This window comes from Tumidithrix elongata BACA0141, assembly GCF_036349135.1.
GTDB classification, from domain to species: Bacteria; Cyanobacteriota; Cyanobacteriia; order Pseudanabaenales; family Pseudanabaenaceae; genus Tumidithrix; species Tumidithrix elongata.
The window spans coordinates 15,113-29,367 of the sequence record NZ_JAZBJZ010000061.1 but is presented as its reverse complement, the minus strand read 5'-3'; the positions used below and the strand labels follow the sequence as shown (position 1 = coordinate 29,367).

The 14,255-nt window shown below is 45.1% G+C and carries 15 protein-coding genes; all 15 read right to left on the bottom strand.

What is annotated here, in order from left to right; translation table 11 throughout:
• Positions 1–336: 336 nt before the first annotated feature.
• A complete protein-coding gene (locus tag V2H45_RS15020; RefSeq protein WP_330484465.1) occupies positions 337–903 on the bottom strand; it encodes a general stress protein in 567 nt (188 codons plus the stop codon).
• 27 nt (positions 904–930) lie between these two features.
• Complete coding sequence (locus V2H45_RS15015; protein WP_330484464.1) at positions 931–1,539, bottom strand: nitroreductase family protein; 609 nt, start codon at positions 1,537–1,539, stop codon at positions 931–933.
• Between the two features lie 87 nt (positions 1,540–1,626).
• Positions 1,627–2,178, bottom strand: a complete 552-nt coding sequence (dps, locus tag V2H45_RS15010; protein ID WP_330484463.1) for a DNA starvation/stationary phase protection protein Dps — start codon at positions 2,176–2,178, stop codon at positions 1,627–1,629.
• Between the two features lie 112 nt (positions 2,179–2,290).
• The gene (locus tag V2H45_RS15005) at positions 2,291–2,605 is read right to left on the bottom strand and encodes a hypothetical protein (RefSeq protein ID WP_330484462.1); all 315 of its coding nucleotides are present in this window, start codon (positions 2,603–2,605) and stop codon (positions 2,291–2,293) included.
• A 99-nt stretch (positions 2,606–2,704) separates the two neighbouring features.
• Entirely contained in the window at positions 2,705–3,166 is a 462-nt protein-coding gene (locus V2H45_RS15000) for a hypothetical protein (protein ID WP_330484461.1), read from the bottom strand.
• Positions 3,167–3,522: 356 nt separating this feature from the next.
• Entirely contained in the window at positions 3,523–3,864 is a 342-nt protein-coding gene (locus tag V2H45_RS14995; protein WP_330484460.1) for a hypothetical protein, read from the bottom strand.
• A gap of 484 nt (positions 3,865–4,348) precedes the next feature.
• Positions 4,349–4,633 (bottom strand): hypothetical protein, encoded by a 285-nt coding sequence (locus V2H45_RS14990; protein WP_330484459.1) that lies wholly within the window; start codon positions 4,631–4,633, stop codon positions 4,349–4,351.
• An 85-nt stretch (positions 4,634–4,718) separates the two neighbouring features.
• Positions 4,719–5,141, bottom strand: a complete 423-nt coding sequence (locus V2H45_RS14985; RefSeq protein WP_330484458.1) for a YggT family protein — start codon at positions 5,139–5,141, stop codon at positions 4,719–4,721.
• 155 nt (positions 5,142–5,296) lie between these two features.
• Positions 5,297–5,452, bottom strand: coding sequence for a lmo0937 family membrane protein (locus tag V2H45_RS14980; RefSeq protein ID WP_330484457.1), 156 nt, complete (start codon positions 5,450–5,452; stop codon positions 5,297–5,299).
• Between the two features lie 259 nt (positions 5,453–5,711).
• A complete protein-coding gene (locus V2H45_RS14975; RefSeq protein WP_330484456.1) occupies positions 5,712–6,197 on the bottom strand; it encodes a CsbD family protein in 486 nt (161 codons plus the stop codon).
• A gap of 117 nt (positions 6,198–6,314) precedes the next feature.
• Positions 6,315–6,497, bottom strand: coding sequence for a CsbD family protein (locus V2H45_RS14970; protein WP_330484455.1), 183 nt, complete (start codon positions 6,495–6,497; stop codon positions 6,315–6,317).
• A gap of 261 nt (positions 6,498–6,758) precedes the next feature.
• Complete coding sequence (locus tag V2H45_RS14965; protein ID WP_330484454.1) at positions 6,759–7,514, bottom strand: sterol desaturase family protein; 756 nt, start codon at positions 7,512–7,514, stop codon at positions 6,759–6,761.
• Position 7,515: 1 nt separating this feature from the next.
• Positions 7,516–9,831, bottom strand: a complete 2,316-nt coding sequence (locus tag V2H45_RS14960; protein WP_330484453.1) for an NACHT domain-containing protein — start codon at positions 9,829–9,831, stop codon at positions 7,516–7,518.
• Between the two features lie 841 nt (positions 9,832–10,672).
• Entirely contained in the window at positions 10,673–12,202 is a 1,530-nt protein-coding gene (locus V2H45_RS14955; RefSeq protein ID WP_330484452.1) for an NADH-quinone oxidoreductase subunit M, read from the bottom strand.
• 59 nt (positions 12,203–12,261) lie between these two features.
• Entirely contained in the window at positions 12,262–14,130 is a 1,869-nt protein-coding gene (locus V2H45_RS14950) for an NAD(P)H-quinone oxidoreductase subunit F (RefSeq protein WP_330484451.1), read from the bottom strand.
• Positions 14,131–14,255: the final 125 nt, after the last annotated feature.

The window sequence follows — 14,255 nt, the reverse complement described above, 5'->3', positions numbered from 1 at the left end:
GATGATTCAAATCCTCCTAAAACGTCTTGCTTAACTTCTCAAACACTCTCTAAGTGGTCTTATGAGTCCCAGACAACTGAATTCCCATTGATTTCTCCTTGACCTAACTAGGTCATTTGTCAGCGATCGACTTCATTCAGGCAGCATGGAATCGAAGCCGAAGTCAAATTCTGTAGTAATTGAACTGATGTTATGTAGACCTCTCCCCTAGCCCCTCTCCGACACAGAGAGGGGGACAGGAAGTTTGTTCTACTCTCCTTCTCTTTACAGGGTTCGGGAGAAGAGGTCAAGCGATCGCTTGCAAGAAGCAAACCCTTGGGTGGCAATTAGAATTGCTTAAACCGTAACGGCTTCACTTGCTTTCCGTTCTGCATGTTGTAGAATTTTCTTGGCTTGGGCAACTTCATCGTCCGTACCTGAAACGATCACCATAAAATTCCCTGCTTTGATGCCGATCTCGTACTTTAGGGCTTTCTCTTTAGGAATTCCCAAGCCGACGAGAGCGCCCACCAATCCACCGCCCACAGCAGCACCCACACCGCCAATAATCATTCCTTCGAGCCAGCCTGCTAGCACACCAACAACGGGTCCAGCAATAACCACTGGCCCTACGCCGGGGATAAACAAGGCTCCAGCACCCGAGAGAATGCCAAAGAGTCCGCCAAAGAAGCTGCCCCAGTAGCCAGCACCTTCAGCGCCAGTCTTAGCAGTATCTTTCCAAGTCAGGAATCCGCGTACATGCTCTGTGGTTTGATAGTCTTGCCCAATGATCGAAATCTTGGTCATGTCAAAGCCCTCTTTTTGCAGTTCTAACACCGCTGCCTCTGCCTCAACATGGGTTGGGAATAAATTCGTAACTTCATGCTTGTCTGACATAGTTTTGGTTCCTTTAAAAGTATTCATGGTGTAATTTCAACGTTTCGGCAAATTCTAGTCCGTAACTAAGTCTGAGGTCTGATTCCATTTTCCCGTGAAAACCATATCAGTCAATGGTTTGCGGGTTCTGGTTTCGAGTTCCTTGTCTCGCAGTGCTGCGGGTAAGGTTTGCGGATCGCCCAAATATCCGATCGCGATCGCTGCCACTGGTTCCCAACCCTCTGGAATGCCAAACAGCGATCGCGCTTTGTCAACGTCAAACCCTGCCATTTGATGAACGAATAGATCTAGGGCGATCGCCTGAGTTGCCAAGTTACTTGTGGCGGCTCCGACATCGTGGAAAGCGTGACGATTTTCTTTTCCGTTGTTATCGAAACATCGTTTGGCAACTGACAACATCAATACAGGAGCACTCTGCGCCCAAGATTGATTGAATTCAACCAGACAACTGAGTAAATGGGCATACTCAGCTGGCTGGTCTTGGGTGGCAATCATAAAGCCCCAAGGCTGTTCGTTGTAGGAAGAAGCTGCCCAACGAGAAGCTTCTAACAAAATCAGCAGTTTGTCTCGTTCGACCGTGCGATTTGAGAAAGCACGCGGACTCCAACGCCCACGAATTAGATCGTGAACCGTATATTCAGCTTCAACCAGATCTTCAACCATGGACTTACCTCACCCGTAAATGTTAAATGTTTATCGAATCCAAATCAGAACTCACCGATCTCTAAATCCCCAATGCTGGGGCTAGATTTACACAACTCCGAAGGTGTAAGCAGCAATTGAGTGGGCTTGCGTATGAATCGCAGAAGTTTGCAAATGGGCTTCCAGAAACCAGAGCCGTTTATCGATCGCACGAGAAACTTCGGTATAGAGATCGGTCGTATCCGCATCGCCCAAATCAGCAGTTTGATGGATATTCTGGCGAATGGACTTAGCGAATATGGCAAAGCGATCGGCTAGAGCCGCGATATGATCCATCCCTTCTACCGCATCAAATACATACTCTTCCAATTCTGACTGTTTGGCAGCGATACGTGCAGTTCCAAGAGCATAGCCGCCTAATGCCGTAATCCGTTCTGCTACCATATCAACAAATTCTTCTAGCTCGGTTGCCATGGCATCGAATAACAGATGGAGCTGATAAAAATTGTGACCTTTGACATTCCAATGAGCCTGTTTGACTTGAGTTTGGAGATCTATCGTGGATGCCAAGGTTTGGTTGAGAATAGCGATCGTCTGAATCCTGATTGTTTCAGCTAGATCGATGCGAGTTGCGTAAAGAGGAGAATGATTGGAGGACATAAATTAATTTCTGATATTTAGTTTTGGTCTGTGAAGCGATCGGTGGTTCTTTGTTGCAAACTTCGTCAGGGGAGAACCGATAGTAACTTCTTAATGCAAGATAGAATCCCCGTCAGATTCGCTGGCACAACTTACAATTTGCGCTGCCAGCCCTGTAATTTCCGATGTGAAAGATTTCCTCATGGACAAGATATAGCGAGAGCGATTCAACGCCTAAAATCAGCCAAGTGTAATCGCATAAATCTTCTATTTCCATAAGTAAAGTATCCACTATCCAGGGCTTTGGGCAGTGAATGGTTAGCATACTGTGGCGATCGATCTGAATAATGCAAGATAATAAACTTTCGGCAAAAAAGCTGCGTAGTCGCTCGATGCGAAATTGTTCGAGTATCATCAGATCGTCAAGGGTGATCTCAGTGAATGGCATAGCAATTATCAAACCTCTTTTTAAAGAACAGAGCGAGACTCAGCCTAAAAGCTCTGTATGCTTTTCATGTTTAGACTGAGTCTATGGTTCTTATATGCGTTAAACCAAGCCTGGTCCCTTGTGACGTAGGTCATGCTCTGATGTCAGCTTACCTTTCTCATCCTCAGATAGCTCATGAAACTGATGGACACTTTCTGTCGCTTCCTGCTCTGTTTTCTGACGTAAATCCCCAGGAACATCGACATACATTTCTGGCTCGATCGCGTAGTTATTCACCAAGCCTTCATTGTCCACCGTGTAACCATCTGTGGTGTGGATTGATTTGGTATCCGTAGGGTCGTGGGGAGTATGCCCAAAGTTCTCACCTTCTCGATGCTGGCGTGCGGCAGTTTCAGCAGGGACGATATGCCGATCGTAATGGGGAACAGATTCTAGAGAATCATCTGGTTTTGACTCCTCTTTGACATGCTCTTTGCGCTCTCTAGTCAGATCGCTCACGACTTCGTGAACTTTATCTTCAACGGTTTGGACGATCTCTTTCGCTTTATCTACTAAGCTCATAATGTGCTCCTAATTGAATAAAAAAAATGCTTACCTGAATCAATCTATTTAGATAACGTCAGTTCGGGATAAGAGAACATGAAATGCTATATATCCCAAGAATCCCCCCCAGCCTCCCTTACAAAAGGGGTGAGAATTTACTTTCCCCCTTTTGCAAGGGGGATGCCCGATAGGGCAGGGGGATCAAACCCTTCGGCTCCAATAAGTTGGCTTGCTTTACTCCGAAGTCCTTAACCCGAATTCACGTTAGATAACCTACCGTTCTCACATACAAGAAGTAGAAGAAAATAAGTTGAAGAGAGATCTACCCTACTTTTTAGAGCGAAAAGGGAGATCTCTCAAGAACTAAAGTCACTTTACTTAGTTTTTTTCATGGCTTTATCTAGAGCATTCTCAATTTGCTCGACAACCGCAGGTCCAGAGCTATCAGAACGGAACATCTTGTCCTTATCCATAGTGCCTTGAACCTCGTTGAGACCACCATCGGCTTTTCCTTCAACTTCTTCAAGAGATGTAGGAGGAGACTTAAGTTCCTCTTTTGCCTTGCTAAGGATCCCCGTTGACTGCGCATTAGGGTTTACATGAGAATCCGCCAACACTGGGATTGCATTGGAAAATACCAAGATCGCGCAAAATAGAATAGCAACTAAAAAACGCACTGCATATATTCTCGATAGAGAGATTTGGATAGATTTCATAGAGCGATTCTCCGAATATATTGGTAATAACTTGATTGGAACATTTGATACAAACGTTTTGCTGTGAACGTTTTGACCTTTGCGATCGCGCATTGTTCGCGGCTGCCTCTTGAACTTCTCCTTCAATAGTTTGGGCGGTTGTATTGGCTTTATCCACTAAGCTCGTGATGCATTTTATTGAATTTGAAGACTGCTTGCCTGTGTCACATTAACAATGCTGTTTCTACGACTACTATCACAGACTGTAGGGTTATTTCCTGAATGAATTGCATGAATTGATTAACCACGTTACAAAACGCAGGAAAACTTAGCTGGCAATAAATCGCTAATTGAGAAATTGGAATATTATTCAAGCCTATTGAGTCAGCTTCTAGATCGAGAATAGGAAGCGCATCAAAGGGCAAGTATTTATATGGGGATGCAGAAAAAATCTTCGGTAACGGGTGCTTCTTAAAAATTCAACGAAGGAGCAAAATGGTTGTGCTTAGTTTGAGACTTTAACGTAGGTTAATTGGCGATCGCAATACATTGAGATAGCTTTAACTCCTAAGATTAACCAGACATAATCGCAAAATTCTTCTATATTAATCAGCAAAGAACTCACAATCCAAGGTTCAGGGCAATTAATAGTTAATACATTTTGAGAATTAACGTACATCGTACAGGGCAATAAACATTCGGCAAAAATACTTCGCAGTCGTTCAATGCGAAATTTATTGAGCAGGACTAAATCATCGAGGGTTATTTCAGCAATCAGATTGGGAAGCATTTGTTATATTTAGGGGGGTAAATTGTTCTAAAAACGGTACAGTAAAATCTAAAGTTTTGAGCCTGTGTTAGGGGCTTTCTCTCCATTACCAAGTTCTAGCATAGAGAAATCTGACTAGCCAGATACAGAGCCAACTTAAGAGCGAATAGGCGATGATGGCAATGATGATATTGATGTCAAAAATGTTCGCTGCATTGCTAGAAGTAGGGCTGACAAACAAAGTGGCGAAGGGTGCCATGAAAGGAGCAGAAAGATTTTGAATAAACTGAGCAAATTCATTCTGTGGATTTGCACCGAAAAATCGTAGCAAGAAGCGCAACACCAAAATAGTCTGAACCAATCCCACCAAAAGATAAATGCTATTAATAATCCAGAAAAACGTGGCACTGCGTTTGCCAATAGCTAGTTCAAGTCGCGACTCTTCTTGGTGAAGTCGAAAAGCTTCTTCTTCAGTGCGCAGGCTTTGTCTGCGATCGATATTTTCTTGTTCGTGAGGATCTTGAGTCATGAATAGCACTCCAAATGAATAAGTGGTGATTTAAGTCGAACACTCTAAGTTTTAATGCCCTCTATCAAAACCATCTGAGGGTGTAGAGCAACTCACACGGCAGTATGTGTCCTCTAAGAAATGGGAATTACTGCCGTTGAAGTAAGTTCAATCATTTAGATGACGCGGCGACCAATCAATAGGTTGTAGACTAGTCCCATCAGAGCCAAAACTAAAAGCAAGTGGATTAAGCCACCGCCAATATTAATCGAGTACCCTAACAGCCAGAGGATAAAGAGTACAACGATGCCAGTCCAAATGATGTTATTCATATTTTTCTTCTCTCTTAAAAACTAAAATTGTTAGTACCCAAATCCATTGATTTTGCAATAGATTTGGAATTCGAGTTCCGCACTTTGATATCGCTCAACGTAATGGGCTAAGCAATGTCAAAACCTACACTACGCTCACAAGCGATTTAGAATCGCTATATTAAGAAAGCAGGCAGGTTAAAAGATAGGTCTACCTACACATCAGGCTGCGATCGATTCACCACTCATGATTTAAGTGACTCAGACATCGCTGAGTATCTTACTTGAGCAGATCTCGCCCCTTAGCCTTCACATCTTCTGCGGCATTAAGCACTTGACTTTCTACTTGCTTGGCTTTTCCCATCGCTTGGTCTTTAGCGTTGCCAGTAATATTGCCAATGGCTTCCTGTACCTTGCCCTCAACGTTTTTTGTGACGGCTTTTGTTCTTCCTTGCAAACCCATGCTATCTTTCGCATTTTCAGCGGCATTGCGAACCTGACTTTCTACTTGCTTGGCTTTTCCCATTACTTGGTCTTTAGGATCGCCTGTGACATTACCGATCGCTTCTTGGGTTTTACCTTCAATATCCTTGGCAACAGCTTTTGCCTTTCCAAAGCCCCACGCTATCTGCACATGAGGTTGATTGGACAAGGTGGACGAAGTTGCAGCCCCAACGGTTTTAGCCGTAAAAGTTGTAGCAACTGAGATCAGCACAACTAGACTAATCGTTAGCAGAAACTTACGAACTTGACGAAGTGAAATCATGTTAGTCTCCAAAAGTTATTTGATTTGATTGGTCATATAATGTCTTTCCGTCAGTTAGATCGAAGTAGAGAGTCTAGATAGGCGCTTCACTACCTAAACTCTCTTGAGCCACGCTATCTACTTAAGCGCGTCCTTGGCTTTATCCTTCACATCTTCAACGGTTTGTTCGACTTTTGCTTCTACCTGTTTTGCCTTACCCTTGGCTTGAGCTTCGTGGTTTCCAGTTAGATTTCCCACAGCTTCTTCAACTTTACCTTCAACGTTTTTGGCGGCTGCCTTGGCTTTGTTTTCTAAACTCATGATATGCTCCTGACTAAATTTGAGAACTTTTTAACTGAGTCGTAACGAACAACTCCGTTTCTATGGTTTAGTCTGGCAAAGCGCTGAGTGATTTTTTGAATGAATTGATTGAATTGATTGACCCTGTTACAAAACGTAATGACACTACGCAATAACATTTCAAATCCAGATCTATTGCCTATTCCCTTGAAATTGGTACAACAGATTGGTGGTGGAATCTTGGTTGAGAAGTCAGAATTAGCCATATCCAAGCCTCTCTCCTCATCGCTCCAAGTCAAACTTTTGCTCATAGTTTGGGTCTTGCGTGCCCAGCAGTTTGTCCCAAAAGGTGAAATACAGCCCGTAATGCATCGTGTACTTGAGATGGTGAATAGAATGATGGTCGGGGCCAATGAACCACTTGCCCAACCAATGGTGCGGAAACGACAGAGGCAAGCGATCGAGCCCCAGATGATTTAACACTGCCCAAACCGTCATCGTTGTGAGCACCGCAATCAGCGTGATGAAATGGAGGGGGAGCACAAAGACAATAACGACTAAAAAGAGCGCCTGCACGATCGCTTCTAAGGGGTCAAAGGCAAAGGATGTCCAGGGCGTAGGATAGCGCGATCGGTGATGCCCCTGATGCATCCAACGAAACAGCAGGGGATGGTGAAACAAGCGATGGGTGAAGTAAAAATAGGCATCTTGGAGCAACAACACGGCGGCATAGCTAAACCCTAAATACCACAGCCCATACTGGTGCGCGTCGCTATATAAGCGTGTAATTCCCAAATCGTACCCCGACACGATCGCGGCGGCAGCGATCGCAAACACTGCCGTTGAGAGAACCGAGAGCAGGATATCGTGTTGAATCGACAGCCAAGAAGGAGAGGGATGCCGCAGCGGGGGACGAATCAAAGACTGACTAAATCGCGAATAAAAGACGACATAGGTTCCTCCTGCTACCAGAAAATACCGTAACAAAATAATTCCAAAAAAAGCGATGCCGTAAAACCCAAATGATCGATCTAACAATTTATTCTCCTGTCCATTCCCGATCTTCTAGTTCCTTTTGAGGGAGTAACAATGTCGCTTCGATTTCTTCCCGAATTGCTGCCGTGACTTCGCAGTTACTATTCAAGCAATCTACTAGGAGCTGATTGGCATCGTAATAGCGTTGCAGCACTTGCTGTTGCTCGGGGCTAAACTGCCACTTGTGATCGATCTTGCGATAGTGCGCGATCGCTACCTTTAGCTGTGCTGCCCAAGCTGTATGATGAGCCTGCCACCATTCCTGCCAACGTTCTGGACTTTGATCGGAATTGGGTAATTGCGCCTGAAGTTGTTGCAAAGATTTTTGGAAGCCCGCATCAATCACCATACCAAGAATATTGCTGAGCGCATCACCACAGGCATGAGCGTAGGCAAAATCTGCACTTTGGTCGATCGCACAAGAACTCAGCAAATCATCCAAGGCCACATCAAAAAACATCCCCTGATCGAGGGTACAGGCAAGGGCAAAGTCAGATGCGATGTGAGGCGTGCGAGCGAGGGCAAGGTAAAAAGCTCTAATCGTGGCATCTTTTTCGACGGGGGTAATTTGCGTTTTTTGGCTTCCCCACTTCAAAAATTCTTGTAGATAGGGGTCTTGAGCAACTAAGGCATCAATTTGTTGTTTCATCAACTGTACCAACGAATCTGCACTTCGCAACATCGAAGCCGTTAATAAAAAGACTTCGCGCCAATGCGGATCTTCGATATGCTTGACTAACCCTCCCAGTGCTTGCTCTAATGACCGTAGGTTATGACTGGCAACAATTTTGCGAGCCGTAAAGTATTCTTGAAATGCTAGAGAAGAGAACGAAAAAATTCCGCGCGCCCGTTCTGTGAGCAACCCATGTTGTGCCTCAATCGATTTCAGCATGGCTTCGCTTTCGAGTTGGAGTTCCTCTGCCTCCAAGGTCTCGCCTGGCAAATGTCGCAAATAATCTCCAATATATTGCTCGATCGTGCGTTGCTCAAAAAAATACTGCCCCCGCTCAAAGGTAACTGCGGCAAGTTGACTCAGCAGCTTCTGTTTTTGGGGCAATAAAAACCCTCGATAGACATCATCCCGTGCAATGCCTTTAGCTTCATCCCATTTGCCCAAAAGCAAATCTAGTCCTTGCTTGTAAAACTCTGTTCGTTTAGCAGGAAATTTAGCCTGACCGTGAAACACCCAGCAAGCGAGATGTAAAAATAGGGGTGTGACCACCAGTTGGCGCAGATGCCAATTTTCGGGTAAGTTTAGCTTCTGAATAAACACGTTCGACTGATCCCGCCCAGATTGAGCAGTTGTTTTCGTGAATGCCACAAACCACTTTTGCGCGAAGATGTTAATTTGGTCTTGGGTAAAGGGTGCAATTTCCACATCGTTAAAGCCACGCATTTGCAGCTTTTGCGCCGCAGTACGACAGGATGCCACGAACCGATTTCTGTGATACTTATCCGAGAACTTGCGAATCTCTCTAAGCACTGCTGTGCTGTCTTGATTTAATACTTCATCCATGCCGTCCAACAATAGCAGCACCCTACCTGCTTGCAATAAAGTTTCAATCGCCGATAGATTGGAAACACCTGAAGCAAGAAATGCCTGACGAATGTAATCTAAAAGGCTGAACTTGCCATTCTCTCTAGATTCTTCGGCAAAATCTCTCAATAGGATAAAGATCGGAATTTGATGTGCGGCAAATTTGCCTCGGTTACACTGAATCGCAAGATATTGCAGAAATGTCGTTTTGCCTACACCGGGTTTACCTAGCACTCTGAGCTTTGAGTAGGTTTCGACTGCCTGCATTCCCGATACTTGCTTTAGATCGACGGCTCCCAAACCAACGCGATCGAATGCCTCAGGTCCTAGACTTTGCAGTTCGGCAATCTCAAACCACTGTCGGCTGGCAATCTCTTCCAAAATATTCACATCTACATAGATATCATCAATGCTGACAGGACGGTTGATGTCTAATAATTGCAAGATGCCGCACTGGGTCTGAATGGTTTCTCGATATTGCGATCGCACCTGCTCTACAAGAGTGTCAATATCGGGAGGAGCCGCTTCAGCGGCTCCTCCGGGTTCGGGAAATTCTGCGGGTGGATCGATCGCAATCTCTCGCCAGTCTAAATCTAAGATCGAACAGATTTCCATAAAGATATGGCGATCGACGGGTTGTCCTGTGAAAAATCTCCATATTGGCTGTCGCGTCTTTAAGTTCACCTCTCCTGCCAAATTTTCCTGCGTCCATCCTTTCAGCCCAAACGCGCGTTTAGCCTGTTGAATTCCGGGAAGAGAAGCCTGTAACGATCGCTTGACCATAAAATAAGAAGCTCATAAATAGGACTTGATATTTAAACTTTTATTAACATGACTCATTTTGGGATCTCTTCTATGGTAAGTGAATTTGCACGAATGAAATAATACAAAATCTAGCGAAAATGCTTTAATTTCGGGCTGTTTGAATTTAAATCAAACATTAAATCAAACATTTCAGTTGCAAACATAGAAGTAAATATACCTATGCTAGGCACTCCTGAATAACCTGAGTTCGCAAAGTTTTGTAACGAATTCAATCAAAAAAGATTTTTTATTCAGTCGAAAATTTATTAAAGTCAGAGTTTACGGACAACTTTCTCTTCCTCAACGCTAACTTCACTAGAAAGCAGTAAGAAAAAACGCGATCAGGGGATGGATCTCCGCAACTGTTTGCATTTAGTAGGGGCAATTCATATTGCCCCTACTAAATGCAAAGGAAAGAATCTCTCATGTATCGAATAGGATCGCTATATGCGCGAGATCTCAAGCGCTAACTTTTGAAAATCTCCGAATGTACTATGCTAAACCGCCAAAACTAATAACACATGTATTATCTATATAAATACAAGACAAAATCTAGACCAGATTACCCCCCATAGTGCAACGATCTCAAACAAAAGGTTGAATCCACCCCACAACACGATAGAATTCCCCTTGCTTAGCTTCTTCTAAAGCTTCCACTCGATAGCGAAGACCTTCTTATCGTAGATTTGTAGGAAACTGAACGTTCCAGTCTGAATGATATTCAGGAGAAAGCGATCGCCACCATGATGAAGGATAAAGCTCATAACTTAGACCTCCTAGAATTTCTGTACTAAGGTCAAATGGCTGGGGTCGCGTTTTGTCAACCTGTGACCAATGCGATCGCACCCGTTGCCTGTTCGATCCAATGCGATACCCAACTGGGCTGCAAGCCTAAAATCACAATTACCAATGCCAGCAAAACCGCAGGAGCGCGATCTTGCCATAGGGAGGGTGGCAAATTAATCATTTGACCCGTAGATGCTTCACCAGATTTGATCGGCGTTTCACCTTCTTTGTAATTCTTATTGACAGATAGGCGACCGAAAAATGCTTGGTCGATCAAAATCAAGAAATATACTGCGGTTAGACCTGTACCGATCATGCAAAGGAGCGTCTGCACGGGAAACACAGGAAAACTGCCTCTAAAAATCAGAAATTCAGCAATAAAGCCCACCATCCCTGGAATCCCTGCACTTGCCATCGCTGCCAAGATCATCAACGTACCTGCCACGGGTAATCCGCGTTCGGGGTTGAGCAGTCCATTCAGGGCATCGAGATTGCGCGTTCCAGCCTTGGCATAAACCACACCAACCACCAAAAACAGCAAAGCCGAAATTAAGCCGTGACTGACCATCTGGAAGGTTGCACCTAGCAAAGACAGGGGTGTTGCTGCTGCCATACCCAACAAAATATAGCCCATGTGACCGACCGAACTATAGGCAACCATTTTCTTCATATCCCGTTGCGTGATTGCGGTCAGACAACCATAGAGCACGCTCACTACCGCCCAAGTTGCCAACCAAGGAGCCAAGACTTTCCATGCATCTGGGAAAAGACCTAAGCCAAATCGCAACAGTCCGTAGGTTCCTAACTTTAACAGCACCCCTGCTAACAGGGTGGAAATCGGTGTGGAAGCCTCAACGTGGGCATCAGGTAGCCAAGTATGGAAAGGAACGAGGGGGATTTTAATACCAAAGCCCAACAACAACAGAATTAATAGAACTCCTTGAATATTGACGGGAAGCGTTTGCGATCGCAACACCTCAAAATCAAAGCTAATGCCCGAACTCAAGCCTGCGGTTGCCAAACTAGAAGCACCAAAGAAAGCCAGTAAGAGCAAAATCCCTGAGATTGCCGTGTAAATCAGAAACTTCATCGCGGCATAGGCACGACGTTCGCCGCCCCAAATCGCAATCAATAAATATAAGGGAATCAATTCCACTTCATAAAACAGGAAGAAGAGCAGGAGGTTTTGGGATAAGAAAGCCCCAGACACGACTCCACTCAGCAAAAGTAGTAGGGGATAGTAAAACATCGGTCGCTTGACATCACCGCTGCTAAAAATGGCAATACATACCAGAAAGCTATTCAGCAGTACAAGCGGTAAAGACAAGCCATCTATCCCGAGCTGATAGGTCAAGCCGATCGCATCCAACCAAGCCAAAGATTCCTTGAGCTGCATGCCAGGATTGCTCGGATCGAACTTCAGCAGCAGCAAAGCTGTCCATCCTAATGTTAGAAGACCAACGATTAAAGCAATGGAACGAAATTGCTTAGGAGGGAGTAAATTCCCCAAGAGCACCATTAAGACTGCGCCAGCGATCGGCATCCAAATCAGCGTACTTAACATGATTTATCTCGAACTTGAACCTATGAAGTGGAATGAAAAAGAGGAGGAATGAGAAGTAGTTAGCGCAAGCTTAAGAAAGCCGCCACAACCACAAGCATGGTGCCGAGCAAAATTGTGAAAATATATTGCTGCGATCGCCCTGTGATCGTGTATCTGAGACTCTCTCCACTAAAGATGGAAGCCAGCCCTAAAAAGTTGACTGCCCCATCGACTAAATAGCGATCGATCCAGCCCAAGGCTTTAGAACTTTTTGCCACCACAAAAACCGCACTGACTCTATAGAGGTCTTGAACGTAGAGGTCATTCGCAAAAAAGTTCGCGATCGGTCTTTGAAATTGGGTGACCAGTTTGGGGGGTAAAGAAACGGTACTACCCATTTCGTATTGATTGATGTAGCTTCTGGCGGCGCTAAAACATCCCACGATGCCCGAACCAACCACAAGAGCGACGGCAGGCAGGTCTACGGATGCCCGATCGATCGCAAGGTTCCAAGAGAATAGTAGCCAAGGCACAAGCAAAGCGAGGATTGTTAGTGACACCATGGGAAAAGCTACTGACCATAGCACTTCTGGGGCACGACGAGTTTTAGGTTTGGGTGGGCCGAGAAATACTAAACCGAAAATGCGGGTTAACCCATAGGCTGTGATGCCATTCACCAAAAGCAATACCAGCACTAACAGAGGGTGAGAATCCCAAAAAGCTTCGACCCATTGCAGCATCGTCCAGAAATTGCCAAGCGGGAATATGGCGACAAGGCTAAAAGAACCAACCAAAAAGGCAATTGTAGTTGCAGGCATCCTCGACCAAAGACCACCCATTTCTGTGAGATCTTGGGTTATTACGGTCATCATTACCGAACCGCTACTCATAAATATAAGAGACTTGGCGATCGCGTGGGTAAACAAAAAGCAGAGGGCGATATCGGTTTGCTGCATCCCTACCGCAATAAATACCAAGCCCAAATGGGCGCTAGTGGAATGGGATAAGGCACGTTTTAGATCGATCTGGGCGATCGCCACCACAGATGCGCCTACAGCCGTGATCGCACCAATCATCACCAAGGTCGAGGAGGCAAAGGGTGACAGTTCCAGCAAAGGCTGGAGTTTGATCAGCACGTAAGCACCCGAAGCCACCACCACTGAATTCCGTAAAATCGAAGCTGGGTTGGGGCCTTCCATGGCTTCATCTAGCCAGAGGTGTAGGGGGACTTGAGCGCATTTCCCTGTAGGCCCCGCGATCAGCGCTAGACCCAATAAAGCCGCAAATTGGGGATGGTTGGCAAAATAATCAATGGTTGGTTGAGACTCTGCCCATACCTTTAGATCGGAAAAATTCAGGCTACCCGTTAGGCTAGACAGTGCCACCACACCCATGAGCAAAAACAAATCGCCCACCCGTTTTGTCCAAAATGCGTCACGGGCGGCGGTGACCACGAGGGGTTGGGCATACCAAAAGCCCACCAGCAAATAGGTTGAGAGCGTCAGCAATTCTAGCAAGGCATAGCTAAAAAATAGCGAATCGCTAAAGGCAATACCGCTCATCGCTCCTTCAAAAAAGCCCATCAGGGCAAAAAACCTAGCGATCGCCCAGTCGGTTTCCATATAGCCGATCGCATAGACTTGGGCAATCAAGCTGATCGCACCGACTAAAACCGCTGCCCCTGCACTCACAGGCGACAGGTCTAAGGAAAAGCTGAGGCTCAGATCGTATGCCTGAAACCAAGTAAACGACGACTGTTGTGGTGGTAGCCCCCAGACTGCATGCAACACAAAAATGCTATGTACGACTGAGAGTATCGTCATTAATAAATTAATATAGGCGGCAGGACGAGGACCTGTGCGAGTTACTATACCTACTGCCCAAGGTAAAGTTAAAACTGCACCCAGCAACCCATAAAAAGGAACCAGCCAAACAGTTTCTACAAACATTTATAGACTTTTCGTTATAGATTTTAAAGATTTTATTTAATCAAACATCAGCTTACAACAAAACATAGGACGCAATTTTGAGCAGGCAATCTCACCTTACCGAATACCTTTGGTAAGCTATACCT